Source organism: Brevibacillus sp. RS1.1 (assembly GCF_013284365.1).
GTDB classification, from domain to species: domain Bacteria; phylum Bacillota; class Bacilli; order Brevibacillales; family Brevibacillaceae; genus Brevibacillus; species Brevibacillus brevis_D.
On sequence record NZ_JABSVA010000001.1, the window covers coordinates 198,370 to 224,996 of the forward strand.

Below are 26,627 nucleotides of genomic sequence, written 5' to 3' on the forward strand. Positions count from 1 at the left end.
CGTTTACGTGGTCCGTAACGAGCGACGCAAGATTTTCCCTGTAGTGTTTTTGGGGAGCTCCGCTACGAATTCCACCTGACGAGGAACTTTGTATTTCGCCAGCTTGTCACGGCAAAACGCCATAATATCCTCTTGAGAAACCGCTATTTCCTTCAATGCCACAAATGCCTTGACTGCCTCGCCATGCACTTCGTCAGGAATTCCGATCACAGCCGCCTCGATAATCGCGGGATGCTGGTATAACACTTCTTCTACCTCACGGGGGTACACGTTATAGCCGTCAACGAGAATCATGTCTTTTTTGCGGTCAACGATGTACACATATCCTTCTTCGTCCATACGCGCCATGTCTCCCGTATACAGCCAACCATCTCGAAGCGCTGCGGCCGTATCATCTGGCAAACCGAGGTACCCTATCATGACGTTGGGCCCTTGTACTATCAGCTCACCCACTTCTCCACGTGCGACTTCGTTTCCTTCGGGATCGACGACCTTGTTTTTCACAAGCGGGATATCGATTCCAACCGATCCTGGCTTTCTGGTCCCATGCAATGGATTGAATGTTGTAGCTGGGGCTGCCTCGGACAAACCGTAGCCTTCCAGTACCTTGGCATCGTATTTTGCTTCAAACTTGTGCAGGAGCTCGACGGGCATGGATGCACCTCCCGAGCAGTATATCCGGATGGATGAGAAATCTTCTTTTGTCGCAGTCGGCACCTGTAGCAGATAGTTGTACATGGTCGGAACGCCTGCAAAGCATGTGGCTTTTTGCTCACGAATCGTTTGGAGGACGTCTACCGGATGAAATTTTGGCACGATAATAATGGCTGCACCCGTTTGAATCGGGCCATTCATGCACACCGTCATGCAGAAGACGTGAAACATCGGGAGTACCGCGACCATGCGATCTTCTGGCACCAACTCGAACAATATCCCCATCGCATCCGCATTCGAAGCCATATTCCGGTGAGAGAGCATCGCTCCTTTTGGCTGGCCAGTCGTACCTGATGTGTACAGAATAACAGCGAGGTCGTCTTCGTTTCGTTCCGGCTCCGCGTAGCCTACCTCTGACTCTTGCCCTTCCTTTACAAGCTGATCGATCGTTATTTCATTCTCAATAGATTCCGAGTAGATAAGAAGCTGCAAATCTTCTATTTCTTCCTTCATCGGGGTTAGTACCGGCTGCAACGCCGATAAGGCAATGGCTGCCTTTGCTTTACTGTTCGAAAGAATGAAGCTAATTTCGCGAGCCGTATAGATGGGGTTCATGGGAACAACAACTGCTCCTACGCGGAGTATCGCATAGTAAGCGATTACAAAATGCGGCCGATTATCCATGAGCAGAGCGACAGCATCCCCTTTTCCAATCCCGTGCTGGGCAAGTCCTGCTGCGAGATGTTCGACCTGCTGATTGAATTGTGCATACGTCGTCGTTTCTCCCATAAAGACAAAGGCCGGACGATCCGCAAATTGTTTCGCGCTCTGCATGAGGCTTTCATTCAAATGATACATCGCACACCTACCCCCTTTTCAGAAAATTTTAACACCTAGAGACAAGCCTATAAAGCATTACTTTTAGGAAACATGGGAGATTGGCGGTGCTAATTGACTGACTTGTTCATTGCGCTTCACAAAGAGCAGGAAAAGCACGCCACAAATAATAAATAGCAACCCGTTGACGATCATGGCGTTGCCAAAACCAGTTCCAATATCTCCAGCTGACTGAACAATAGCGCCCGTTACCAACGGCGAGATGATCCCTGCCAATGTAACCAGGCTGGACAACACGCCTACTAAAAGTCCCGTGCGTTCCGGCAACAAGCTGCTAACAATGACAGAGGCAGCTGTCCCAACAGAAAAGGCAAATCCTTTTCCGAGGCACAGAAAGATCAAAACAAATACTGTAGATTGAACGAGAGTCACACCATAAAAGCACAGTCCCCCTAAAATAATCGAAACACCGCCAACCAAAACGTATGATTTACGATAGCTGCGATGCTTTTTAAAGAAACGATCACCGATTGAAGAAATGAGTATGGTCATCAGTCCGGCTAAAAGTCCCGTGCCAGCAATTGCATAGGCCATTTCCTGATTTGTAAACTGGAAGACCTTGACGAGATAGACAGGCTCCCAAACGGATGCGAAGGTCGTCCCCCATATTTGTGCGAAATAGATTAAAAAACAGAATAGAAACGTGGATGAGAGCAAGATACCGGATATATCCGACCATTTCGCTTTTGGCAAGGTAGGAGCCGCGCCTTTTGCAGGAGCGACAGTGACATGTGGTTTTTCTTTTCCAATCCACAACCAGACCAGGAGCCATATCAGACTGAGTGCGCCCATAAATGCCCAGGAAAATCGCCATCCATAGCTATCGATCAGCGCGACAATCATCGGTGCGGAAGCAACCGCACCGACGAAAGCACCAAAGTTCACGGTGGAATAAACCAATCCACGCTTTTCTTCGGGAAACCATTTATTCAGATGGCTGACAACCGTTGCCCAAAATGGCCCTTCGCCTATTCCAAGCAATACACGCGTTACGACAAGCATCGGCAAACCCGCGATCGCATAAGCGCCGAATTGGATGACAGTCCAGGACAGTGCCATGATCGCCAGCATTTTTTTCGTCCCGATGCGATCCGATAATGCCGCGCCTATAATCCCGGCAATGGAGAAAAACCAGAAGAAGCTGCTTCCAACAAGTCCCCATTCTTTCTCGTTCAATGAAAATTCAGTCATGATCGGCACGGCAGAATATCCCGCAATCGTTTTATCCGCATAATTGATCATGTATAGCAAAAACAACATAATCATGGTGATTCTGGCCATCATGTGAATCACTCCATTTGTGTAGGAAATAGACTACCGCTGTTTCCCGCTATTTTGAAAGTCGGACGCGCCCAATTCCATCCGTGATCTCAATCACTGTGCCATATGGTTCACTCAAAGCTTTGAGCCCCTCCAAGATGGAGATATCCTCGCTTAATTTCGGCCACCCCATACGATGTACAGGCAGATCAAAGCCTAATTCAATCGGATGCAGCTCTAGTTCGAGCAGTTCACCATCTTGCATTTTCCACAAGGGAATAACCGACTCCCACACCTCTTTGTGCACACAGAGTCCGCGTGTGTAGTTGGCACTCATCTCTTCCAACGCGTCTGCCACATTATGGTTGTGGTCTAAACCATAGTGCTCGTAGAAATCAGCAGGCTGACTCGTAACAGCTTCTGTCTGAAAAATAAAATCCCCCAAGCTGTAAAAGATCGGCCGATTGTTGTAGATTTCAATGCCTCGCAATAAATGGGGGCCATGTCCCACCACGGCGTGTGCGCCCGCATCGATGCAAGCTTTTGCGAACACAGGCAAGAAATCAGCCGCCACTTCCTTCGCATCCCCCTTCATCTCATGCGCGTGAATACTCACGATGACGTAATCAGCCCGCCTTTTTGCCTGCTCAATCGTTTTGACGATTCTGTTCAGATCGCGCGGATGCGGCTGAGTAGTCGTCCCTTCTTCGTCGCTTATCATGAAACGCGCATTTCCGAAGAGAAAGATCTCCTTGCCCGGATCGTTCATGAAGCCTTCCTCGATGAGAAGCTTGTTGAAGGCGTTAATGTCCGTCGACTCCGCAATGGCTTGCAAATCAGCGAGCTTTTCTTCCGTAATGTGGTGTGTCATGATATATCGCATCGGATTGATCCCTGGCCTGCCGATACTATCCGAACGCTGATCTCCGGCCGCCCACCATGGATGAAAAGTCGACGTTGCAGCGATGAAAGCTACCCTGGCTCCTTCGCATTCGAGATAACGCGGCGCCCCCGCTTCAGCGAGATTTTTGCCAGCTCCAGCATGGACGAAGCCATACTCATTGAGATATCGTTCCGTTGCTTCTAGTCCCCCATACAAATAATCGAGCGTATGGTTATTCGCCCACCCAATCATGTTAAAGCCATAATCTTTCATGACTTGCAAAACGGATGGTGGTGACATCGCCCACGTGCCTCCGCTTTGTGCGCTGGGATAGCCCTCGTTATCGTGTACGGTCGTCTCCAGATTCGCAATGCGTACGTCCGCACGGTGCAGCAAGCTGGATACCTCTTCAAAAGCTTGGTCCCTGTATGGAAGATTGCGTGTAATGAAGCTGTCGCCAGTCGCGGTAAACCAAATCGGCTTGGTCATTGGCAGGATTCCCCTTTCGCTTTTCTCATTTTTACTGTTTTCAAAAGATCGAGAAGTCTTCCTCTTCCTCTCCAACAAACGAGTATAGCTTCGAACTGATTTCATCATAGTGCTGCAATCGTTTCTGGACATTTTCCGAGTCGTGGAGCATGACGCCTTTGATCAAGACATTTAGCATGGAGAATAGTGTGGGCATACCGCTAGTGGCAACGGGTTGGGGTGTGGTGATTTTCAGGAGATGATCTGCGACTTGGCTGATAGGGGAGAACTCGCCTTCCGTAATCGCCAAAATCTTTGCTCCCAGCTCTTTTGCTGAATGGACCATTGCAACTGTCTCGCTAGGATGACGAGGAAATGAAATCGCAATGACCAGCCATTCTTGATCCCGTTCGGTGAGAAAATAATCGGCGTTATCAACGGCTCCCGTATACAGATGTGTGTTTCCTTTGATCGCATTCAACGCCGAAAACAGCCATTTTGCAGGAATATGGCACCAGCGAAATCCCACCACTACGATTCGGTTAGCCTGCACGATGCTTTTGACCACATCATGGAGCAAGTTGTAATCTATTTGCTGCAAGCCTTGCTGGAGATACGCAATATCACTCTCCATCACTTGATGGGCGTAATTGCTCAGATCGAGCGTAACCTCCGTGTCTCGATATTTCTGGATCGGCCCCTTCCTTTGGTCTCCTATCAAAAGAGACTTTTTGATTTCTTCTTGAAGCTCTGTGTATCCGGAGTAACCCAATGCGTAACAAAAGCGAATGACAGTCGCTTCACTGGTATTCGTAAATTCCGCAATTTTTTTGGCGGTATGGATCGCAAGTAAGCTGGGCTTTTCTATCGCGATCTTACAGATGATTTTTTGGCTTGCTGTCAGCTTTCCATACTGCCTCCGAATCCGTTCTTTTACGAGTTGTGCCATACCTGAAGCTCCTTTGCCATTCTGATTTATTTTAATTTTGTGAATATTATATCCTTTGCAATAAATCACTTCAATACTTCTCAGAAAATGTAGTTTTTGCTTCATTTTGGTGTATGCGGACTGTAAAAGGGACCTCCACAGTTGGAAGGCCCCTTCTCTTCTCTTTTTATTCCGTACTGAGACATTCATTTGGAACCAAGCCCTCAAGCTATATCGTATTTCGCTTATTTCTCAACTTGCTTAGTCTTTTTTATTTGAATTTTACTCCAATAAGTGAAAGATCGTAATAACAGTTCAACCGGTCCCATCTTAAAATACTTTAACCATATGGAGCTACCAGTGAGTAGAACAGCATGAATGATTAAGAAAGTAATCAAAGAATGAATACTAATCATGGAGCTAAAAACAATTAGTAAGGCACTTTGTGCAAGATAATTTGTTAAGGACATTTGTCCATATAATTTTAATGGCGACAATATAGCTTTTATCTGATTCCATTGCAGAGAAATAATAAGGATGCTAACCATCATCGAGGAAACTAAATAATCTTCTAGTATTTCAATGCCTGCTGGAGTAATCTCTACTGCGATATTTACAAAATATAAAATGACATAAGCACATATTATCCCAATTAAAAAAATCAAAACATGCTTTACTTTCGCATAGATATTTTCCATTATTTTAAATTGGCCCATGGTAAAACCTATCATCATCAGAGATAACCATTTACTAATTGCTGAGATAAGTTCTAGCCATGCAATTCTCTCCCCATAATACGGTTGACAAAAGGCAGTTACGATAGACAAAATGATTAGAATTATCGTTACCACTAAGTTCGTCCATTGATTTGTTTTAAAAAACAGAGCTATAAATAGGCCAAGTACAGCGTATTGCATCAGCACATCATGAATACCTGACGGTGCATAAAATGTATGGATCAGTCCTAGTACAAATAAGAAGCAGATTCTGCGGAAAAACAGAAGGTAACGGTTCTTTATTTGTTGTTGGGATCGATTCATAAAAAAGTAGCTTCCAAGTCCAAATAAGAAAAATAGAATTGGATAAAATTTACTGTTAAAAATATAATACAGTCCAGCATGTAATTCATTATAATTCGACACATTATTCATCACCTGAAAACTATTCACAAGAAGTACCCCAATCAAGGCAAATCCTCGTAAGTAATCCATAATGTCTATTCTTGTATACGAATTTATTTTATTCATGTAGAATCTCCTCATTGAAAATAGTTATTTGGATTAAACACCTTACCTACCTTTATCTTTTCAACTCCCCAAGTCGGTTTCATGACTTAAACATACACGTTAAATTTAGATAAATGAATGACTGCTGTCTTACAATACAGAGTACAATCTTACTAAATCGTAAAATTACCAGAGCACCCCTTTTAAAGAAGTTAGCCATAGACGAAAAGGTAAATCGTACGGAAGCGAGAATGAATCCAGTGGCAGAAAACGACCTTCTAAATAGTCATAAAAAAAATGCCTCCGGTGACTTGTTGCAACCAAGCTCACCAGAGGCATCTATTCGTTATAGGGGGGATAGTGTCCCTCCTTACATCTCTACCTTCCGCTTCCTTCTCAATACATGGCGTTCCTTCGCTTTTTCATACTGTATGCGCTCTTCCTCAGTATCAGGAATAACACCAGGTACGATCGTCGGCTTTCCTTGATCGTCGAGGGCAATCATCGTCAGATACGCGCGTGCTGTCATGCGCTTTTCCCCAGTCAACAAGTTCTCCGCTTCCACTCTCACGAATACTTCCATCGATGTCTTATGGGTCCAGGTCACATATGCCTCCAGGTTGATCGCTTCCCCTGTCTTGATTGGCGCAAGAAAATCGAAGGAATCGCTCGACGCGGTGACAACAGGCTTACGGCAATGTCGCATAGCTGCGATGCAGGCGATTTTATCTACATAGGCCATGACTTTTCCACCGAAAATGGTATGGTGGTGATTGGTATCCGGCGGAAAGACGAGATCAGTCAAAAAGGTTCTCGATTGTTGGATCGGTCGTGCTTCTGTCATCATTTGTGTGGCTCCTCTCATCGCGTTCACCTTCCCGACTGAGCTGTCAAACGATTCCGAATCGCCTTCGTTGCCGCAACCATGTTTCGTAATGACTGAACGGTTTCTTCTCTTCCTCTCGTCTTCAGCCCGCAATCCGGGTTTATCCAAAATTGGTCCGGTGGCAGTACTTGTACGCCTCGTGCTACCATATCTTCCATTTCTGAAACAGCTGGAACTCGGGGGCTATGGATATCATATACGCCGAGCCCGATGCCTTTATCATACGTACCTGTTTCGAACACAGACACGAGTTCTCCGTGGCTACGTGAGGTTTCAATCGAGATCACATCTGCATCGAGTTCGCTGATGACGTCCATGAAATCATGGAATTCGCAATAGCACATATGTGTATGAATCTGGGTGCTCGGCGCAACAGTGGAAGTCGCTAGACGAAACGCTCTGACAGCCCACTCGAGATAAGCTGCTTGCTCTTCTTTTTTGAGCGGAAGTCCTTCGCGCAACGCTGGTTCATCGACTTGAATCATGAGAATCCCCGCTTCTTCCAAGGCTTCTACCTCTTTTCGCAATGCCAACGCGATTTGTTCGCACACTTCTTGTCTGGAGACATCGTCTCGAGCAAACGACCAATTCAGAATAGTTGCTGGGCCCGTTAACATACCCTTCATTGGTTTGGCGGTCAATGATTTTGCATACACACTTTCTTTGACCGTCATTGGTGCCACAAACTCCACATCTCCGTAAATAACAGGTGGCTTCACGCAACGCGAGCCATATGACTGCACCCAGCCGTTTTTCGTGAACAAAAAGCCATCGAGCTTTTCGCCAAAATACTCAACCATATCTGTTCGTTCGAACTCACCATGGACGAGGACATCCAGACCGAGCTCTTCTTGTATTTTGACCCATTCCTTGATTTGCGCCTGAATGAAAGCGTCGTATTGCTCCACTGTCCAGTTCCCTTTTTTAAACTGCTGTCGAGCTTGACGAACCTCCGCCGTCTGCGGGAAACTACCGATTGTGGTCGTTGGTAACAGTGGCAACTTCCACGTATTTTGTTGAATCTCTCGACGTTCGAGATAAGGAACACTTCTTTCAAGTTTGACAGCAGCGATTTGACGTAAAGCATTCTTCACATCTTGACGATTCCTTGCTGGAGATAAAGCGAGCTTCAGCAAGTCCGCTTCATTTTGAGCGATCTCTTTTGAAATGACGTACTTACCATATCGGAATCCTTGGACTAAAAGCTGTACTTCCCCTAGTTTTTCGTCGGAAAACGCCAATGCAGACACGACTTCCTCTGGCAATTCGCTCTCTGCTTCAACTGTTACAGGAACGTGCAACAAACTGCTAGACGGTTGCAGCCACAGCTTTTCGAGTGGAACGATCTCGGAAATTTCATTGACCAGCTCCCATTTCTCCTCAATGGACGCACGCCATATGTTACGACCGTCGATGATTCCCGCTGCGAGAATCTTGTCTGCTGGAAACCCGTGTGTTTTCAGATGAGTCAAATTGCGCTTCGCTCCGTGTACAAAATCAAGACCGATTCCTTTTACCGGTAAGGAAACTAGCTCCTTGTACCAATCCACCGCTTCAAAATAGGTTTGCAACATGCATTGTAGATGCGGTAGTGCTTGACCGATTTGCGTATAGATACGCTTGATGATGGCGCGTTCTTGCTCAGAGACATCCAGTACAAATGCAGGCTCATCGATTTGCACCCATTCCACGCCGTGCAGCTCTAACTCCCGGAGAACGTCTATGTAGAGCGGAACGAGTTGATCCACGATGATCTCAAATTCGTTTTTCTCATATCCTTTAGACAATTTGACAAACGTATACGGGCCTACAATAACAGGCTTTCCGATGATGCCATACTTTTCTTTGGCCTCTAAATAGGCCTGGAGAGGCTTGTTCTCGGTTATGGCTGGTTGTCTTTCACCGAACTCCGGGACGATGTAATGGTAGTTCGTGTTAAACCATTTCGTCATTTCGCTGGCGACAGCTTCCTTCGAACCGCGAGCCATGGCGAAGTAAGTGGCTAATGAAACCGGGCCTCCCTCGTATTCATAGCGCTTGGGGACCATTCCAAACATCACAGCCATATCCAGCATGTGATCGTAGTACGTAAAGTCACCCACAGGGATCAGCTCGACCCCTTTTTCCTGCTGACGTAACAGGTTTTGGTGACGGATTTGCTCCATTTGCTGTACCAGGCTTGCCTCATCGATGCTGCCTGCCCAAAATGCTTCCAATGCCTTTTTCCACTCGCGGTTCTTCCCGATCCGTGGATATCCCAAATTGCTGCTTTTCATGAGCTTCCTCTCCATTCTTCATTCGATCTTGACTTGAATCCGCCCAATAAAAAAGGCATCTCCAACGATCAAAAAGAACGTTAGAAATGCCAAATAAGCACTGAGATCACAGCATCCTAACACCTCCCTATCTCCCGTAGGTTAAGCAGTGTCGTCGAAACAGGCAGGTCTCCTGACTTTGGGATCATCATCTGCACATACCTTCCCAATCCGTTTGGATCAGTGGCTAATAAATGTGCCGACTCCCCTCATACAGTGGCGGGACCGTGTCGGATTCTCACCGACTTCCCTTTTCATCCTTGGTTGATTTTGATAACCAAAGAACCTGTTCCCACTCCTATGAAATTATCATGGTTCTATGAAGTGCCCCAGAAAACGAGCAGGGCAGCATACTGTTCATACAGTAACACAGAATCCAATTTTTGTCATACTAAAATCTAAAATCATCGTCCGTCAACGGCTCTACGTTTAGTGTACGGACATAACCATTTCCTTTTTTCGAGAAGAAGTCATGCTGCTTCGTCTGCGTACGAATGCCGTTCAGCACAATCGGGTTCACTTCTTCCTCCGGGAATAGCGGGTCCAGCCCCAGATTCATCAAAGCTTTGTTCGCGTTGTAGCGCACGTAGGCATGAACCTCGTCAGCCAATCCGATTTCGGTATACAACGAAGTCGTATAGGCCTCTTCATTTTCTTGCAGCTCGTGCAAAAGGGCATACAGCTCCTCTTTTGCTGCGGTCTGCTCGACCACACTCAGGCCTTGATAGACTTCTTGCGCGAGAACACCGACATAGAGTCCGTGGATGCTCTCGTCACGAACAATCAGGTCGATAATTTCCCCGCTGCTTGTCATCTTTCCTTGCCCCGCCAAATAGAGCGGATAGAAGAAGCCGCTGTAAAACAGATAGCTTTCCAGGAAGACGGACGCTACCATCGCCATGTACAAGTCTTTCGGTTTCTCAATTTCTTGATAGCGTTTGGAGATGAGGGCCGCTTTCTTTTGCAGATGTGGATTGTTTTCTACCCACGAAAAAATACCGTCAATCTCCTCTGTTGATGCCAGCGTTGTAAAAATACTGCTGTACGATTTGGCATGGATTTGCTCCATCATGCCCATGAAGGCGAGAACCGCTTTTCTTTGCAGTCCATCGACATGCTCCATGATCTTCGGCATCCCTACTCCACCCTGAACCGTATCCAGCAAGGTGAGGCCGCCCAATACTTTTTTATACGTATCCCGTTCAGTCGCACTGAGCTCCATCCAGGCCATCTTGTCATCTGACAACGGAATCTCATCATCCGTCCAGAACTGCATGATGTTTTGATTCCAAAACGTCATCGTAAAATCGTCGTCCGGCCTGTTCCAATTGACTGCTTTCATATGGCGTTCCTCTTCTCTTTTTGCTTGATGCTTTTCCTTATATGAATCGACTTCACTAAACTGCGCAGCTAATGCACTCTTCTACAGTCAAATGCTTCGTACGCGTATAGTAGAGCGACTTCAGACCTTTTTTCGCTGCGTAAATATAATAGCGAGCCAGTTCTCTGGTTGAAATGTTGCTGTTCACGTGCAGCACAGTCGAAATTCCTTGGTCGATGTGCTCTTGAATTTCGGCAATCAGATCAATCACTTTGAATTGATCGATTACATACGCCGATTTGTAGTAAAAATAGTTTTCCTGCGACAAGTACGGCATCGGGTAATACGTCGTAGAGTTGGCATACGTTCTCGTTTCGATATGCTCAACAATTGGCATCACACTAGAAGTCGCATTCTGAATGTAGGAAATGCTCTGTGTCGGTGCAATCGCCAAACGGTACGCATGATAAACGCCATGCTTTTGCACCTTTTGCTGTAGCTCCGCCCAATCTGCTTGCGTCGGAATGTGCATTCCTTCAAAGAGAAGCTTTGCTTTTTCCGTCCGCGGGCTGTAATCGTTCGTCACGTACTTGTTAAAATAAGTGCCTTTTGCATATTCCGATTGTTCAAAGCCCAAGAAGGTCATGCCTGTTTCCCTTGCAATTTCCATACTTTTTTCCAAGGAGTAGAAGTTCATCATCATGAAGAACGTACGGGCGAAATCTTTCGCTTCTTCACTTTCATAAGCGATTCTGTTCTTTGCCAGATATCCGTTCAGATTCATCGCACCGAGACCTACAGAGTGCAGCTCACGATTTGCCTTTTGAACGCCTGGAGCGTTTTCTACACGCGTCATGTCACTCACGGCTGTAATGGCTTCGATTCCTTCGTGGACAGATTCGCGGATCATTTTGCGTTCCATCACATTGACAATATTGAGCGATGCCAGATTGCAGCTAATATCGCGACGGATGATATCCATCTCGCCGTAATTGGCAATCGTCGAAGTCTCCTGTAGCTGGAAGATTTCCGTGCACAGGTTTGACATTTTTACCGAACCGAGATCTTTCAGCGCATGGTTGTTGTTCGCATTCGTTTTGTTCATGATGTACGGATAGCCCGATTCCATTTGGATCATCGCGATTTTGGTCAACATCTCGCGTGCGCTCATCACGGTCTTTTTCTTGATGCGATCGTTAGCCAAGAGCTCCTCGTACATCTCATCGAGGTCCATATCATCCAGATGCACACCGTATTCTTTGTACACGGAGTACGGAGCAAACACAGTCAATGGCTTGTTTTCCTCGGCCAGCTTGTAGAACACGTTTGGTACGATCAGGCCGATGGACAACGTTTTGATGCGGGCTTTTTCATCCGCATTGATCTTTTTGCAATCGAGAAACTCGTTGATATCCCAGCCGAAGATGTTGTAGTACGCTGCACCTGAGCCTTTGCGTTGCCCCATTTGATCCGCGTAGGAAAACGCATCTTCCAACAGCTTGAGAACGGGCATGACACCTTTTGCCGCGCCCTCGACGCCTTTGATCGGCTCTCCTCGTCCGCGAAGCTTGGACAGGTTCACGGCTACACCGCCGCCAATTTTAGATAACTGCATACAAGTTCCCAAAATAAAGTTGATGGAATTCAGTGAATCATCCATTTCGAGCAAGAAGCAGGAGACCATTTCTCCCCGGCGGCTTTTGCCTGCGTTCAGGAAGGTTGGTGTCGCTGGCTGCAAGCGTTGGTCCATCATGGAGACCGTTAAACGCTTGGCGAGCTCAAAGTCACCTTGTCCAAGGGACAGTGCCACAACGGCCACCCGGTCTGGATACTGCTCCAAGTACATCGATTTATCGTTCGTTTTCAAAGCGTAATCTTTATAAAATTTGGAGATAGCCATATACGAAGCAAATTGAAAATCGGCGTCATAGGCCAAACGGAAAACCTCATCGACCTGCTCAACTGTGTATGTTTCATAGACGTTTTCATAGAAGTCATTCTCGATCAAATAGTCCATGCGTTCTTTGACACTGCCAAAAGTCATCGTGTTGGACTGCACTTCTTCCATGAAGACCGCAACCGCCTCCCGATCCTTTTCCAGTTGATAAAATCCGTCGTTGCCACGCTGCATCAGTTCGTTGTTCAATTCAATATGCCGCAATTGCTGCCACCCCACTCGTAAATTGTTCCACGTCACGGCCGGTACCGGACAGTTCGAATTTAGAAATCACCGGAACGCCATATTGGCTCGCGATCGTATCCGCGCTTTTGGCAAAGCTGGTTCCCCAGTTGCGGTTGCCGCTGGCAGATACCCCGCGCAGATGGACATGATTTCGCTTCAGGAACGTCGCCACCTTCTCCGGCACTTGTCCGAATCCCGTCGTGTATGTGATCAAAATGAATGGCTCGTCCAGCACCATATCTTGATCAATTTCCACATGTGGCAGATTAATTTTGTTGACGAATCGTCGGACGTTTCCTGTTTTTGAATCATAAGCGATTAGCATGTCCCTCATCCTATCCTTGCTATTTTTACTCTGTATGTATGTTATTTAGCCAAAGTAAAAGCGCATCCGACGTTTACATGCCGAATGCGCGTGATGACTTCCATCTAGCAATTCACCAATGCGAATTGAGCGCTCGAACACTTCCCTATCTCCCGTAGGGTAAACAGTGCAAGCGGTTAGGCAGGTCTCCTGGCTTTTGGATCATCGCTCCATTTTCACCTTCCCGATCCTTCATGATCAGTGGCCTTCTTTCGCAAATGGAGCTCTCTCATTACAGTGGCGGGACCGCGTCGGATTCTCACCGACTTCCCTATTAAGTCTACCAAATCTGGCTGGTAAACACCTTACCGCATCAATATGTAGTTGGTAAAACTTACTTTACCTCAATATATCGTAGGAGTCAAGCTCAGTATGGGCTCTTTTCGAAAACTAACTATTCTCCTTTTTCGGCTATTGCCAATCTCTGGTTCTCGTTCATATAATAGATTTTGTGTGTGTTGGTTAGCCTTGGAGAGATTGGAGAGTCGCCCTCATGAAAAGCACCGACTATCAACCTGTCGTCATACCTCGTTCATACCGTAGAATCATGACTTATCAAGAGCGTGACTATCACATTTTCGTAAGTATACCTGCCGATCCCCCTCCGGAATCAGGCTTTCCCATCATATATTTGCTAGATGGCAACTCTGTTTTTGCCACTATGACCGAAGCGATACGGATACAATCACGTGGCCCTGAACGAACTGGCGTGTATCCTGCTATCGTCGTCGGGATTGGCTATCCAACAGACGATCCATACCATCCTGCCCGTTTCTATGATTACACGTATGAAGTTCCCGCCTCAGAGCTTCCTGACAGCCCAAAAGGAGCCGAGTGGCCACAGATGGGGGGAGCCGAGCAGTTCCTCACCTTTTTAGAGGAGGAGCTCAAGCCTAGCATCGAAAACGACTTCCCCATCGATCGGACCCAGCAAGCGATTTTGGGACATTCGCTAGGCGGCTTATTTGTCTTGCATGTGCTTCTGTCAAGACCACACGCGTTCCAGCGATATATTGCCGGTAGTCCCTCTATCCACTGGAATGAGAGCGTGCTGCTTGCGAAGGAGAGTCAATTGCCGAGCCTGCTGACAGATGACCTCGACGTCCATGCACTCCTCACCATCGGGGAGTTGGAAAACGATGGGCGATTCTTGGTCAAAGAAAAATCGCTGGCGATGATCGAACGATTGTCCTCCATGGGTAAGGGCCAAATCAAGGCTTCCTTTAAGGAATTTGCCAACGAAAATCACTCGTCCGTTTTGCCAGTCTTCATTAGTCAAGGACTCAGATTCGCCACGAAAAAAACTGCCCGCTACTAACAACGGGCAGTTTTTGTTTTTCATGATTCGCTTACTGTAGAGATAACACTTTGGTGATTTGGGGCAGCTCTTCGATGGCAGATACAATCGTTGGTGTAATCTCTTCATCAGTCACAGAGATAAGCAGGGCATTCTTCCCTTTTTGCTCGCGGGATACATTCAACTTGGAAACATTAATTTGATACTCGGCCAGTTTTCGTGAGACATCATAAATCACGCCTGGATAATCGATATGGCGAACCAACAATCCGTGGGCCCCTGGAGGTATGCGACAAGCGCAGTAATTGATTTCACTGATGTACACTTCTCTCCAATCTTGCGCAAAGGTGTACTTGTTCGCTCCTACACGCAAAATCGCCAAATGATTCGCATATTCGCCAGAGCTGTGTTGGACAGGAATCTTTGTCCCGAGTCCTTCCACTAGCAATGTTGCGATTTCCTCTTTATTTTCATGAGCAAGAATACTTAATTGTGCACCCGCTAACTCTGGCTCGAGTCTTCGAATCAGTTCAGCCAGTTCACGCAATCCAGCATATTGGGTCATGTGATGCCTTCACTCTCCCAGTCAGGTTTATCCTCGTTATTACGGCAGAATCCACGCTTCCGGCTCTTTCTTGATGGAGGATTCGTTATCAGCACGATACCAAGCCGTCAACGTTTGCCCATCTTTCGTAAAGTAGATACGGTAGATGGTATTGCCTTTTCCGCTATTGGTAAAAGGACTTTCATCCATCGGTACCGCTGTCACTCCACCCGCGTTTACAACCCCGCCGTTCTCCTTGATGACGTTTTGGATCGTCGCCATATGCTCTTTACCCATGGAGGCCATCCCGAAATAAGAGATGATCGCCAAGAGAACTGCTCCCGCCAAAAATGAAACGATAATCACTTTTGATTTTTTCGTAGCATCCACCGAGTGCTTCCCCCGTCTATCTTAGTTCTCTTTATCGACTAAGCGTACCTTGTCAATCGTACCTCCACCCAAGCACACTTCCCCATCGTAGAAGACGACAGCCTGACCAGGTGTCACTGCTTTTTGCGGTTGATCAAATACAACTTCTACGTTGCCATCCTCCAGCAGATGAACGGTTACTCCCTGATCTGGCTGACGATAACGGAATTTGGCTGTACAAGTAAACGTTTCGGATGGTTTCTTATCACTCACCCAGCTCACGTTGGTCGCCAAGAGACTCTTCGAGTACAGACGGATATGATCAGAGCCTTCGCCAACGATCAGGGCATTCCGTTCCAGATCCTTGTCTACAACAAACCAAGGCTGCCCGCTTGTGCCATGACCTCCGCCTATCCCTAGGCCTTGTCGTTGGCCCAATGTATAGTACATCAGCCCGTCGTGCGTACCGATGACTGCTCCATCTACGGTCTCGATATTTCCTGGTTTGGCTGGCAAATAGTTTTGCAGGAACTCGCGGAAGTTGCGCTCCCCAATAAAGCAGATCCCTGTACTGTCCTTCTTTTTCGCTGTATAGAGTCCTGCTTTTTCCGCGATCTCCCTTACTTGCGGTTTCGGGAGATGACCAATCGGGAACATCGTTTTGGAAAGCTGTTCTTGGCCCAATACATTCAAGAAGTAAGTCTGGTCCTTGTTGTTGTCAGCGCCACGAATCAGCTTGTACTCGCCATCGATGTACTTAACCTGCGCGTAATGGCCGGTAGCAATATAATCCGCCCCCAGATCCATCACCTTGGCGAGAAGCTCACCGAACTTGATTTCACGGTTGCACATGACATCCGGATTCGGTGTACGGCCTCGTTTATATTCATCCAAAAAATACTGGAATACCTTGTCCATGTATTCTTTTTCAAAGTTTACCGTGTAATATGGAATGCCGATCTGTTCACAGACGCGCCGGACATCCTGGAAGTCTTCTTCCGCCGTGCAGTGGCCGAATTCATCGGTATCATCCCAGTTTTTCATGAAGATGCCGATGACGTCATATCCCTGTTGCTTAAGCAGGTAAGCCGTCACGGAGGAGTCGACTCCGCCGGACATGCCGACAACGACGCGTGTATCTTCTGGTCGCTTCATAAGTCTTTCTCCTCTTATTCAATTTGTACCATTACAGATTACCATGTTTCGCAAAACAAATCATGTTTTGTTGCACTTTTGCCCGATAGAATGAAAAAACGCCTGACGCGTAGTTGGCGCCAGACGTTTGGTAGCAAGGTTATGCCTGCGTAGATTCATCCTTGATTTCTGCGCGATATCCCTCGATGCTTTCTTCACGACGATGATTCTTCGCCTCGAGGTTTGCTTTTTCCTCTGCAGAAATCTCTCCAGCATGAGCCGTCAGGTAATCTTCGGACTCACGAATGTTCTCTTCCGTATTGGAAATCATCTGTTGAAGCTTTTCTGCGTTGTCAGAACGGTCATCCGGCTTCGCCATAATCGATACGCCTCCTACAAAGGGTTATATTCAACACCTTTACCATTGTGCGCCAATCATGGTTTCTTTATGTACCCGTGTTATAATAGAAGAAACGGATTAAACGAAAAAGAGGGTTTCACCTATGGCTTCCTTAGATTTGTTGGAAAGAAAGCTGCTTCGGATCATCTCTGATACCGATCCCGTCCGCCTGAAACGACAATGGGTGAAGGGGCAGAAGGTACCTGAATCCGAAGTGGAACAGCGCATGCGAATCGATCTTCTCTTGCGCAGACTCGACAAGCTACCTGAGGCCAAGCGTCAAGAAGTGCTTGCGCTACTCAAATGGTTTAAATGGTAGAGATTAGCGGATAGACGTTCCCAGACGCCACTGACCGTCTATCCGATTCATTTGCTTTATATCCACGATCGCCTCTTGATTCAGCGGTCCATAGATGTGCGGATACAGCAATCCATCCTTCGCAGCCTCGTATTTGACTTCCGAAGTCGTTTTCGTTTCATCGATAACGAGTACATACAACTCCTCGTCAAACTGTGCGTAGACGCGGTTTGCTACCTTTTCAAGCAGCTCATCCCCTTTTGACGCGTGAATAAAGCCTTCTTGCTCGTAATCGCGCGGTAAGTAGTGATCCTTGTCCATCCACTTTTCCCAGTATGTTTTTGGTACCATACAGTAAATGATAGAGTCTTGCATGCTTCTCCCCCACATTCGATTATTTTTTGGGCATTGCTTTGTTCAGGTGACGCATAGCTTTATCATAGAACATCTGCTCCATTTGCCCCTGATCGTATCGCCATTGAACGAAGTTACGCAGAGAGTGCAAATCCACCCAGGCATCCTTCGCTTGCGGATTGCGGTCAGGTATCTCTCCCGTTATTTCACCATCGTAGACAAGCTTCGCCATCTCAGTTGGGTGCATGCCGATTTGATAAGCGATTTGATGTAAAGCTATTTTCATGGAACCTCCCCTTGCTCTTCAAGGATACATCTTATCTTCCGTCTATTGTGCCAGTCTTTTCGAATGATGCCAAGCCCCTAGCCCTACTCCCAAAGCATGTACCTTACTCCCTTGCGTTTTGCTACAATGAACAGAGCATTTTAAGGAAGGGGTGGTATTCCATCATGTCAAAACAACGAAATCAACCTCGAAAGAAATGGTTCCAGCGAAAACGCATCTGGATTCCTCTTCTTTTCATCGCTTTCCTGTTTCTGGGTAACAGCTCTTATCTTGCAAAAGAGCCAGAAGGCGAGCCTTTTTTACTTGCTCACCGGGGAATGGCGCAAACCTTTCATATGGAGAACATCACCAACGAAACTTGTACGGCGGAACGGATTTATCCACCGGAGCATCCGTACCTGGAAAATACGATTCCGTCCATGCAGGCGGCTTTTGATGCAGGCGCGGACGTTGTTGAGCTTGATGTACAATGGACCAAAGACAATCGATTCGCCGTGTTTCATGACTGGACGCTTGACTGTCGGACAAATGGTACTGGTGTCACGAGAGATTATACCTTGGCCGAATTACACCAGCTCGACATTGGCTACCATTATACAGCCGATGAAGGGAAAACCTTCCCCTTCCGTGGAAAAGGGATTGGCATGATGCCCGCTCTCGAAGATGTGCTACAAACATTCCCTAATCGCTCGCTGCTTATCCATATCAAAAGCAATGACCCACTCGAGGGGAAAGCGTTGGCGGATGTTTTGGCGACCTTGCCTGCAAAACGACTGGGACAGCTCTCTGTTTATGGCGGCGACGAGCCAATCGAGACATTGAAACAACAACTCCCCCAACTGCGTGTGATGTCAATGGCGACAATGAAAAGCTGCCTGATCCCTTACATCGCTGCAGGTTGGTCCGGATATGTACCACAAGCCTGTGCACATACCCAACTACATATTCCTGATCAGATTGCCCCATGGCTCTGGGGTTGGCCGAATCGGTTCATGGCAAGAATGGAAGCAAAAGACACCCGCGTGATCCTAGTCGCAGGCAGTGGAGAGGTGTCACAAGGCTTTGATGTCCCGAATGATTTAAAACGGGTGCCTGAAAGCTTTACAGGAGGAATATGGACGAACCGGATCGATCTGATCGGTCCAGCTTTTCACGAAAACGCAGAAAAATAATGAAACGGTTCTTCATCATATTCGTATATACTTATACGGAATACATTTCCAACCTAACTAGGAGTGATTGATATGCTCAAGAAGCTTTTAAAAAATTTACTCGGTAATCACTCATCTTCGCATAAGCACCGGAAATACAGCAGCAGCGATTACAAACATCGCAGAAAGTACAGCTCCAGCAATCGGTACGGACATTCCCATTACGGCAGCTCTCATTATAAAAGAAAGCGCTCCAGCCGTAGCTTCTTCAGCAGTTAAACAATTGTTCAACAAATGATTAGACAGCAAAACTCCGCTTATGCTAGCGGAGTTTTTTCATTTAACGAGACATGATTTCTACGAAACGATCTAGTGGCAATGCATGTACGGTTCTGTTTTTCTGGCCTTGTATCGTTTCCGCCATCAACATGGAGTTCAGGATCGCTTCCTTGACCCCTTCGATCGCTGCTTCAAACAGTGCATCCAGTTGTTCGGACGGAAACATTTTCACTGTGCTCATTTGTTCGTCGCCATATGAATAGCAATTTCCTGTGGAAAAGGTCAGAAAGAAATCACCGCTGCCCTCCTCACCAATCGCGCCGAGTTGTGCCATCGCGAGTGAGGCTCGCTTGGAAATGCGCTTGCATTGAGTCGGCAAGAGAGGCGCGTCTGTCGCAATTGTGACTAAGAAAGAACCATCATTTTCAGGTGTTACCCAAGGCAAAGGAACTTCATTCTCGGAAATCAGCTGGCCCACGGGAATACCATTCACGTTGAAATCCTGTCTTCTGCCAAAATTCGTCTGCACCAATGCCCCGATAGTAAAAGTGCCACATTCAGTCTCGACGATGCGTGAAGAGGTTCCGATTCCGCCCTTGAATTCGAAGCAGATCATCCCGGTACCTCCGCCCACATTGCCTTCCTCGACATGTCCTGTACGAGCCTCTACAATCGCTTCTTCCAAATCCTCATACTGAATCTGCGTCTTTTCGAGATCACTTAACCAACCATCCCATGTCTCCGCGACGATTCCGTTAGAAAACGGTTCAAGTCCCTCGATTTTTCTCGTCGCACGAGCAAGATGATGATGTGCCAACCCTAGCAGATGGCTTCCCGTAAATACGATGGGTGTCACCAGCGTACCCGTCTCTTCTATCCAGTGACTTCCCGTAAACTCTCCCGTACCGTTAAAGGAGAAAAAACCAGCAGGAAAATGCTGCCCCTCCAAATGTCCGTCGTTGGGAACGATCACCGTGACACCCGAACAAACGTCTTCCTTGTTAATTGTTTTGTGTCCGACCCTCACTCCTTTTACATCCGTAATTGCATTATACGCACCTGGGATCCCCGTCCCAATCAATACGCCACATTCTCTCGCTCGTTTTCTCGTCATGTTACGCTCCTATCATTTTTGAATCTTCCCATAATAATGGTGTTGTAGTAATTGCCGTCGGAAAGAACTTTGTCGTTTTTGAGTACCCCTTCGATTTCAAAACCAAACCGTTTGTACAGCTCAATTGCCTTCTCATTCGTTTCCATTACATTCAACGTCATTTTGGTAATGTGGTTGGCGTCTGCCCAGGCAACCGATTCTTGCAAGAGATTCTTCCCGATGCCATAACCCCAGAAATCTTGTGATACGCATACACCAAACTCTACTTTGTGCGCAAATCTGTTTAAGTAAACACCTGCACATCTGGAAAACCCGACAATTCGATCTTGAACAACAGCCACTAAAAACAAATTTCTTGGGCTCTCTGCATCCGTTTTGATGATGCCTTCGAATCCTTGCACATCGATGAAGGCCTCTCCTCTTTCTCTGTCCAAATTTTCAGTCTCCCCATCGATTTGCAGTCGAAGGTCCGACAACTGTTGTGCATCTGTTTCCATTGCAGAGCGAATCGTGTAGGATAACCCGTTCACAGAAAGTAGTTGCTGGCTGATTATCATCATTTTTCTCCTATTGGTAAAATTTTGGTCTTTTATTTTATCATAGGTAGAAGTCTTTGTGAATCTTCTCTCTTCCTAAAGAGAAGGAAACCACATTGAGTTTACATAACATTTATTATGTTCACTTATACGCCAACCTGTGGATATGCTACAATAAGGAAAAGGAGCGTGCTCGCATGAATTTTTCTAAATCATTTTATTATACGGTCAACCATTCCAAGGTAGAAGAATATAAGAAGATGCTCGATCTAATGAAAATCCCCTACATCGTGGAAGCACCGATCGTTTTGCTGAATCAAGGAGCGAATGAATACTCCTTCGTTTTTCCTAACATGTCAGGTCGTCTTTATGGAATGGTGAGCAAGTTGTTTCAAGCGGATGCGAAACCATATCCGAAGAAAGGTACATAAGAAAAAAAGACCCAATCATTGGGTCAAAAAAGGAAGTGGAGAGAATGCAGTCGATTTTCATGTAAGGTCTCCGTACGTACACCTATGCATGTACATTGATAATTTTCTCCATCTCGATCCATTGACTCCCCGTTTGGTTCGCTAATTGAACACGTCTCGCCTTCGGGTCTACCCATTTGACCACACCCCACATGCTGCATGTATTCCCCCGCTCCCCCTCAAAGGACACACACCAGCTCACATTTAAGGGATAATTCTCTCTACCCGAATCTCGTAGCATGTACATAAATGCCTCTCTTTCATCGTGCGTTACTTCAAGATTGCCGTTAGCCACGCTTTTCCACCCGCCTACTTACGAACATTTATATCCAAATCCTCATCTTGTGTGGGAAATTGTACTTACATTATAGTGAATGCGAACATAAGTTCGCAACTCTTTTTTTAGCCACTCCTATCGCCATGTAAGTAGGTAGCTCAGGTTGTACCAAGAAAAAAGCCGTTTTCCCAGTGGCTTTGGAAAACGGCTCTTCCTTTTAGCTTGATAGTTCCTGTGGTTGAGGTTGCGGTCTTTTCTCGACCAGCTCCAAAAACTTTCCGAAGGTAGAAGCGAGTATTTGCTGAAAAAGCATACCGAGAACAACTGGGAGAGCAACAGGCGCCGGAAAGTACGTGATCGCCATCACTGCCCCTGCACTAATGTTTCGCATTCCACTGTTAAAGGTTAACGTGACAATCACATCGCGCTCCCACCCGAACAGCTTTGCGATCCCCCACCCCATCAAATAACCTAAAATGGCTACTACCAGTACAAGGACTGCCATTCCCACCAGTTTAGCGTCCATCATATGAAAGTAAGACGAAACCATCGAGCTGTTGATCGCGACAACAACACCCATTCCCATCTTCGAAAATGGCGCTAGTTTTGGTGCCAACGTTTTTTTGACGTTCCCTTTTGACAAATGATTGAGCAGCATACCAACTAGCGACGGCAACACGATCATATAAAATAAACCCTTCATCAGTTCTGCCAAATCCATCTCGACGGTTGCCCCTAAAAACAAGGACATTCCCAACGGAACAATCAATGGAGAGAGCATCGTATCCAACAATATAATGGATAGCGTCAGGGCGATGTTCCCGAAATAAATCGATGACCACAAAAAGCTCGTGATCCCTGTGGGAATTAAGGCCGCCAGCAAAAAGCCCGTGATGACATGGATATCATCTGGATAAAACAACCGAGCCATTGACCAGGCAACAAGCGGCATAAGTGCATGAAGAATCAACAAGTTGACAATTAAAGGGAGTGGTCTGGTCAGTACCTTTGCAAATTCTTTAAATCCTGAACCCAGACTGCCGGTAAATGTCATGAAGGCAAACACCCAAGGAGACAAAAAAGCAAACGGTTGCAAATGTGTCCCGGCTATTACGCCAATAGCAACACTACTCGGCGTTAGTATGGGCATGATTTTCTCAAGAAATCGATTCAGTTTGGCTAACCCATTCATTTAATACACCTCAAGTCTCGTCCTTTGATGCTAGTGATGTGAGGTATGTTATCATGAACAGATTATTGTTACAAGACCAAAGTTCATTATTAGATTGCATGCACATGATTTTATTCGCATTTTCACCTTGCATACTTTCGCGCATGGGAGTAAAGCCTATGACGGAAAGGAGGTATTTTATGAACGGAATGGATTGGGTAGAATTTATCCGAAAAACCGAAGATAAGATGTATCACCTCCATCGAGCGATAGATGGAATCTGTAATGATCCCGACTATAAGGAATCCATTACGACCTTGACGGAAGTGGTAAGAGATTATCAAGTCCTTGTGGAAAAAGCCAAGGGTGAATTAAGAGGCATTGATCTCCATCGAGATCGAGAGCGCGCTCATCATTACGATCGTGATCACTACTAGCTGATATAGACTCCCAGTCAGGGAGTCCTTCTTTGTTCATTGATCACAGAACCTTCCTTTTCTATTCATCATTCTGTCAAATCAAACGACAAAAACCTCACTCTACCCATGCAGTGTGTGAGGTTTGAGAAATGGGCTAGCCCTTCATTTTCTTTTCAATTTCTTTTAAGGATTTCTTCTTCTGGCATGCCTCTTTTACATCGGTTGGCCACCGTTCGTCACTCAGCCTTTGCAAATCTTTTAACAATCGCTTGTCAGCTGTCACATGAATATTGGCATCTGGGAAGGCCTCTTTTAATTTCTTTCCGACTTCTTTTTGAATCGATTCCAGCTTGAACCGATTAAAATTCGTTACTTGAATAGCCACATCGAGCTCTTTATCGATTTGCACAACCACGATTTTGTCTATGCCCTTCACGCTAGCCGTAATCGATCTCGCTCGCTCTTCCCATTGATAATGTCTCACGGGAACAGGCATGCACAACGGCTCCGCTTCCGCTTTTTGCTTCGTTTCTGTACCAGATTTCTTCGTTTCCGTACCAGATTGCTTTGTACATCCCGTTACGGTTAAAGCAAAAGCCAGTGTCAGCACCACGAAAGTTGCGCGCACACAAAACACCTCCTGACCAAAATCACCTGTTACTAGCTTGACCTTGAACGGAGGAAGTATGTAAAAAAAAGCGGTGACTCCTCTGCATAATTTGAGTCACCGCGGACCCCAAGAACATTTCAAGTCCTATGTACAAGGATATTAAAAATCGCATCGAAACGCGATAGGAGATAACTGGATATGAATCGGAACAAAAAAAATCCCAACCAACAAAAAGTGGTTGGGGCGTACGGGGTAGTACGCGTATGTCATACGTGAATGATATAATCATATAGGACTTGTTTTCTGTTGACAACGAACAATAATAGGTACATTTACCTATAGATGGAACAAAAAAGTGGCGCCGACTTAGACTGCCTCAATTAGTCGGACGCGTAAAAAGAATCCCCAAGGTTGGATTATACTAGCTAGCTTGGATTACTTTTCTATTATCATGAAAATTCAGCGTTCACGCTATGCGCAAATAATGGTAACAGGTGAAAATCTTACCTATAAAGCTTGATCGACCATACAATCCCTCCGCTGAAGTGTGTTAATTGTTACAAAAAAGCCAGCCAGAAGTTGCTAATCGTGTTATGATATCCCTGTAAATTCTTGAGGAGTTGAGATCATGAATAGAGAGCAATGGACAGCGGTCGATCACTATTTTACAGATAAACTACTGGAAGCCGATTCCGTTCTAGACACAGTCCTTCAAGAGAACGCAGCTGCAGGTCTTCCAGCTATTGATGTAGCACCCAATCAAGGTAAATTCCTTCATCTGTTAGCACGGATTCAAGGCGCTCGTTCGATTTTGGAAATTGGCACTCTCGGTGGATACAGTACCATCTGGCTAGCCCGCGCACTTCCTGCGGACGGTCGTCTCATTACTCTTGAATATGATCCAAAGCATGCAGAAGTTGCACAATCGAACATTACCCGCGCAGGACTGGATCAAATCGTAGAAGTGAAGGTCGGACTTGCCCTTGATTCTCTCATCCAACTGCACAAAGAAAATCAGGGACCTTTTGATCTTATTTTTATCGATGCAGATAAAAAAGGAAACCCCGACTATTTCCAATGGGCATTAAAGCTCTCTCGCAAAGGTACTGTGATTATCACGGATAACGTTGTACGAAGTGGTCAAGTCGTGGACGAAACAAGCACGGATCCCAATATTGTCGGCGTACGTCAATTCACCGATTTGGTAGCTGAAGAAAAGCGTGTTAGTGGAACCGTTGTACAGACAGTTGGCAGCAAGGGCTATGATGGCTTTGCGATCATGCTTGTCACTGAGGAGAACTAGTTTTTTCACTTTCAAAGGTTGTAACGAGTAGGAGTGTGTACATCTTGTTTAGGCTTGAATTACCTAGCATTATGCTCATCGCTAATGTCATTTTGGTTCTCACGGTACTGTCGTTGATTATCAAAGTGTTGGTGAAGAGAGAGTAGCTGATGTATTTGGAGGTGCTTTTCCTTGGAGCCATTATGTGATCAGTCCCTTACTTTGCGAGAAGTAACAGAGGCAGATCTCCCTATATTTTTCACCCAGCAATTGGACAAATCCGCACATGAGATGGCTGCTTTTACTGTCAAGGACCCAGAAGATAGGGACGGTTTCATCGCTCATTGGACGAGGATTTTGAACAATGATTCGATTGTGAAAAGAGCCATTCTCTTGAATGGGCAGATTGTTGGTAATGTTTCGTGCTTTGAGCTGTTTCGCTTACCTACGATTGGATACTGGATAGACAAAAGCTTTTGGGGCAAAGGAATCGCGACAAATGCACTTACTCTCTTTTTAGAGGACCTTGGACTACGTCCTGTATATGCGCGTGTCGCCCATGACAACATCGGATCCATTCGTGTGTTAGAAAAAAACGGTTTTCAGCCTTTCGGTATCGATCGGGCATATTCGGAAGCACGAAGCGAAGAAGTAGAAGAACTCATTCTGATTAAACACACATGAGGTTCGAAGCGCTTACCGTGAGCGCTTCCCTTCTTTATATCCAGCGATCATTTCAAAATCGAAAGGGACATCCTACCCTTTTGACCAGCCTTTTAAATATTCTGTGGCCATACACGAAAAGGCTACTGGCAGTTTCATTGGCTGGTGTGGTGTTAGCGTTCTCGATTTTCTTGCTCCGGAAAAAGAACTCTATTATTTAATCGGACGGGATTATTGGGGGAACGGCTACGCTTTTGATGTAATCGGATTGGATCGATTGTACGTAAAAGCACACCCAGACAATAAAGCATCGGTGCGCATCATCGAGAGGCTCGGCTTCTCGTTTGAACGCGTCTTAGAAGGCTTGACTGGGGACGATGAAGAGTGCAATGGTGAGTGGTTGTATGTTTTGACGAAATAAACAAGAAAAATGGGGCTTGCTCCGTCAATGACTTCCTCGATGTTGGATCATTGGTGATGGACCCGTCCGGAGCATCGTACAGTTCGAAACCAACTCGACTGTTTCGAAAAGCATTCGTCAAAATCTTCCTATATGTGCTATAATAGAAGTACAGTTTTTTTCTTACCG

At 46.1% G+C, this 26,627-nt stretch carries 30 protein-coding genes and 2 riboswitches; of the genes, 9 read left to right on the forward strand and 21 right to left on the reverse strand.

Features of this window, described 5'->3' with window-relative positions:
- Window positions 1–3: 3 nt before the first annotated feature.
- From HP570_RS00800 to nrdI, 10 genes are all read right to left on the reverse strand, one after another.
- Window positions 4–1,512, reverse strand: coding sequence for a fatty acid--CoA ligase family protein (locus tag HP570_RS00800; RefSeq protein ID WP_173624622.1), 1,509 nt, complete (start codon window positions 1,510–1,512; stop codon window positions 4–6).
- Window positions 1,513–1,575: 63 nt separating this feature from the next.
- Complete coding sequence (locus HP570_RS00805) at window positions 1,576–2,835, reverse strand: MFS transporter (protein WP_173606026.1); 1,260 nt, start codon at window positions 2,833–2,835, stop codon at window positions 1,576–1,578.
- Window positions 2,836–2,881: 46 nt separating this feature from the next.
- Window positions 2,882–4,183, reverse strand: coding sequence for a CapA family protein (locus HP570_RS00810; protein ID WP_173624623.1), 1,302 nt, complete (start codon window positions 4,181–4,183; stop codon window positions 2,882–2,884).
- Between the two features lie 40 nt (window positions 4,184–4,223).
- Entirely contained in the window at window positions 4,224–5,111 is an 888-nt protein-coding gene (locus tag HP570_RS00815) for a MurR/RpiR family transcriptional regulator (RefSeq protein ID WP_173624624.1), read from the reverse strand.
- Between the two features lie 224 nt (window positions 5,112–5,335).
- Window positions 5,336–6,337, reverse strand: a complete 1,002-nt coding sequence (locus HP570_RS00820; RefSeq protein ID WP_173624625.1) for a DUF418 domain-containing protein — start codon at window positions 6,335–6,337, stop codon at window positions 5,336–5,338.
- A 349-nt stretch (window positions 6,338–6,686) separates the two neighbouring features.
- Window positions 6,687–7,163: an acyl-CoA thioesterase gene (locus tag HP570_RS00825; protein WP_015891424.1), complete on the reverse strand. Its 477-nt coding sequence runs from the start codon at window positions 7,161–7,163 to the stop codon at window positions 6,687–6,689.
- Window positions 7,164–7,186: 23 nt separating this feature from the next.
- A complete protein-coding gene (gene metE, locus HP570_RS00830) occupies window positions 7,187–9,478 on the reverse strand; it encodes a 5-methyltetrahydropteroyltriglutamate--homocysteine S-methyltransferase (RefSeq protein WP_173624626.1) in 2,292 nt (763 codons plus the stop codon).
- A gap of 145 nt (window positions 9,479–9,623) precedes the next feature.
- Window positions 9,624–9,822, reverse strand: a riboswitch (cobalamin riboswitch).
- Window positions 9,823–9,908: 86 nt separating this feature from the next.
- On the reverse strand, window positions 9,909–10,859 hold the full coding sequence (nrdF, locus tag HP570_RS00835) for a class 1b ribonucleoside-diphosphate reductase subunit beta (protein WP_087350004.1): 951 nt from the start codon (window positions 10,857–10,859) through the stop codon (window positions 9,909–9,911).
- A 55-nt stretch (window positions 10,860–10,914) separates the two neighbouring features.
- Window positions 10,915–12,999 carry a class 1b ribonucleoside-diphosphate reductase subunit alpha gene (nrdE, locus tag HP570_RS00840; RefSeq protein ID WP_173624627.1) on the reverse strand — a complete coding sequence of 695 codons (2,085 nt, stop codon included), beginning with the start codon at window positions 12,997–12,999 and terminating at the stop codon, window positions 10,915–10,917.
- Entirely contained in the window at window positions 12,986–13,345 is a 360-nt protein-coding gene (gene nrdI, locus HP570_RS00845) for a class Ib ribonucleoside-diphosphate reductase assembly flavoprotein NrdI (protein WP_015891428.1), read from the reverse strand. The genes nrdE and nrdI overlap by 14 nt, the downstream gene beginning before the upstream one ends.
- 162 nt (window positions 13,346–13,507) lie before the next feature.
- Window positions 13,508–13,707: riboswitch (cobalamin riboswitch) on the reverse strand.
- Between the two features lie 170 nt (window positions 13,708–13,877).
- On the opposite strand from nrdI, the gene HP570_RS00850 reads away from it, so the two are divergent.
- A complete protein-coding gene (locus HP570_RS00850) occupies window positions 13,878–14,702 on the forward strand; it encodes an alpha/beta hydrolase (protein ID WP_173624628.1) in 825 nt (274 codons plus the stop codon).
- 31 nt (window positions 14,703–14,733) lie between these two features.
- On the opposite strand, the gene HP570_RS00855 is transcribed toward HP570_RS00850, so the two are convergent.
- The 4 genes from HP570_RS00855 to tlp form a co-directional block, all read right to left on the reverse strand.
- Window positions 14,734–15,246 (reverse strand): ACT domain-containing protein, encoded by a 513-nt coding sequence (locus tag HP570_RS00855; RefSeq protein WP_015891430.1) that lies wholly within the window; start codon window positions 15,244–15,246, stop codon window positions 14,734–14,736.
- 39 nt (window positions 15,247–15,285) lie between these two features.
- The gene (locus HP570_RS00860) at window positions 15,286–15,615 is read right to left on the reverse strand and encodes a hypothetical protein (RefSeq protein WP_015891431.1); all 330 of its coding nucleotides are present in this window, start codon (window positions 15,613–15,615) and stop codon (window positions 15,286–15,288) included.
- Window positions 15,616–15,636: 21 nt separating this feature from the next.
- Window positions 15,637–16,749, reverse strand: coding sequence for a tRNA 2-thiouridine(34) synthase MnmA (gene mnmA / locus HP570_RS00865; protein WP_064199254.1), 1,113 nt, complete (start codon window positions 16,747–16,749; stop codon window positions 15,637–15,639).
- A 139-nt stretch (window positions 16,750–16,888) separates the two neighbouring features.
- A complete protein-coding gene (tlp, locus tag HP570_RS00870; RefSeq protein WP_015891433.1) occupies window positions 16,889–17,107 on the reverse strand; it encodes a small acid-soluble spore protein Tlp in 219 nt (72 codons plus the stop codon).
- 124 nt (window positions 17,108–17,231) lie between these two features.
- Between tlp and HP570_RS00875 the strand changes: the two genes are divergently transcribed.
- Window positions 17,232–17,447, forward strand: a complete 216-nt coding sequence (locus tag HP570_RS00875) for a hypothetical protein (RefSeq protein ID WP_016743595.1) — start codon at window positions 17,232–17,234, stop codon at window positions 17,445–17,447.
- A gap of 3 nt (window positions 17,448–17,450) precedes the next feature.
- On the opposite strand, the gene HP570_RS00880 is transcribed toward HP570_RS00875, so the two are convergent.
- Together HP570_RS00880 and HP570_RS00885 are read right to left on the reverse strand one after the other, a co-directional pair.
- Window positions 17,451–17,801 carry a DUF952 domain-containing protein gene (locus HP570_RS00880; RefSeq protein WP_173624629.1) on the reverse strand — a complete coding sequence of 117 codons (351 nt, stop codon included), beginning with the start codon at window positions 17,799–17,801 and terminating at the stop codon, window positions 17,451–17,453.
- 19 nt (window positions 17,802–17,820) lie between these two features.
- Window positions 17,821–18,066 (reverse strand): hypothetical protein, encoded by a 246-nt coding sequence (locus HP570_RS00885; RefSeq protein ID WP_015891436.1) that lies wholly within the window; start codon window positions 18,064–18,066, stop codon window positions 17,821–17,823.
- 164 nt (window positions 18,067–18,230) lie between these two features.
- On the opposite strand from HP570_RS00885, the gene HP570_RS00890 reads away from it, so the two are divergent.
- Both HP570_RS00890 and HP570_RS00895 read left to right on the forward strand, forming a co-directional pair.
- Complete coding sequence (locus HP570_RS00890) at window positions 18,231–19,238, forward strand: glycerophosphodiester phosphodiesterase family protein (RefSeq protein ID WP_173624630.1); 1,008 nt, start codon at window positions 18,231–18,233, stop codon at window positions 19,236–19,238.
- Window positions 19,239–19,310: 72 nt separating this feature from the next.
- Window positions 19,311–19,496 carry a hypothetical protein gene (locus tag HP570_RS00895; protein ID WP_015891438.1) on the forward strand — a complete coding sequence of 62 codons (186 nt, stop codon included), beginning with the start codon at window positions 19,311–19,313 and terminating at the stop codon, window positions 19,494–19,496.
- Between the two features lie 61 nt (window positions 19,497–19,557).
- Here HP570_RS00895 and HP570_RS00900 read toward each other — a convergent pair whose 3' ends face one another.
- Window positions 19,558–20,610 carry a P1 family peptidase gene (locus HP570_RS00900; RefSeq protein ID WP_015891439.1) on the reverse strand — a complete coding sequence of 351 codons (1,053 nt, stop codon included), beginning with the start codon at window positions 20,608–20,610 and terminating at the stop codon, window positions 19,558–19,560.
- Window positions 20,607–21,167: a GNAT family N-acetyltransferase gene (locus HP570_RS00905; RefSeq protein WP_173625117.1), complete on the reverse strand. Its 561-nt coding sequence runs from the start codon at window positions 21,165–21,167 to the stop codon at window positions 20,607–20,609. Before HP570_RS00905 ends, HP570_RS00900 begins: the two co-directional genes overlap by 4 nt.
- A 176-nt stretch (window positions 21,168–21,343) precedes the next feature.
- Between HP570_RS00905 and HP570_RS00910 the strand changes: the two genes are divergently transcribed.
- Window positions 21,344–21,577 (forward strand): hypothetical protein, encoded by a 234-nt coding sequence (locus tag HP570_RS00910; protein WP_015891441.1) that lies wholly within the window; start codon window positions 21,344–21,346, stop codon window positions 21,575–21,577.
- Between the two features lie 82 nt (window positions 21,578–21,659).
- On the opposite strand, the gene HP570_RS00915 is transcribed toward HP570_RS00910, so the two are convergent.
- Window positions 21,660–21,911, reverse strand: a complete 252-nt coding sequence (locus tag HP570_RS00915; RefSeq protein WP_142496795.1) for a YolD-like family protein — start codon at window positions 21,909–21,911, stop codon at window positions 21,660–21,662.
- 199 nt (window positions 21,912–22,110) lie between these two features.
- The gene (locus HP570_RS00920) at window positions 22,111–23,085 is read right to left on the reverse strand and encodes a bile acid:sodium symporter family protein (protein ID WP_015891443.1); all 975 of its coding nucleotides are present in this window, start codon (window positions 23,083–23,085) and stop codon (window positions 22,111–22,113) included.
- A 179-nt stretch (window positions 23,086–23,264) separates the two neighbouring features.
- Here HP570_RS00920 and HP570_RS00925 point away from each other — a divergent pair, with 179 nt between their 5' ends.
- Window positions 23,265–23,501, forward strand: coding sequence for a hypothetical protein (locus tag HP570_RS00925; RefSeq protein ID WP_016743588.1), 237 nt, complete (start codon window positions 23,265–23,267; stop codon window positions 23,499–23,501).
- A 136-nt stretch (window positions 23,502–23,637) separates the two neighbouring features.
- Here HP570_RS00925 and HP570_RS00930 read toward each other — a convergent pair whose 3' ends face one another.
- The gene (locus HP570_RS00930) at window positions 23,638–24,111 is read right to left on the reverse strand and encodes a YhcN/YlaJ family sporulation lipoprotein (protein ID WP_087349986.1); all 474 of its coding nucleotides are present in this window, start codon (window positions 24,109–24,111) and stop codon (window positions 23,638–23,640) included.
- A 610-nt stretch (window positions 24,112–24,721) separates the two neighbouring features.
- Here HP570_RS00930 and HP570_RS00935 point away from each other — a divergent pair.
- From HP570_RS00935 to HP570_RS00945, 3 genes are all read left to right on the forward strand, one after another.
- A complete protein-coding gene (locus tag HP570_RS00935) occupies window positions 24,722–25,396 on the forward strand; it encodes an O-methyltransferase (RefSeq protein WP_015891446.1) in 675 nt (224 codons plus the stop codon).
- Window positions 25,397–25,567: 171 nt separating this feature from the next.
- Complete coding sequence (locus HP570_RS00940; protein ID WP_173624631.1) at window positions 25,568–26,059, forward strand: GNAT family N-acetyltransferase; 492 nt, start codon at window positions 25,568–25,570, stop codon at window positions 26,057–26,059.
- Between the two features lie 103 nt (window positions 26,060–26,162).
- Window positions 26,163–26,459 (forward strand): GNAT family N-acetyltransferase, encoded by a 297-nt coding sequence (locus HP570_RS00945; RefSeq protein WP_309139171.1) that lies wholly within the window; start codon window positions 26,163–26,165, stop codon window positions 26,457–26,459.
- The last annotated feature ends 168 nt before the right edge of the window (window positions 26,460–26,627 follow it).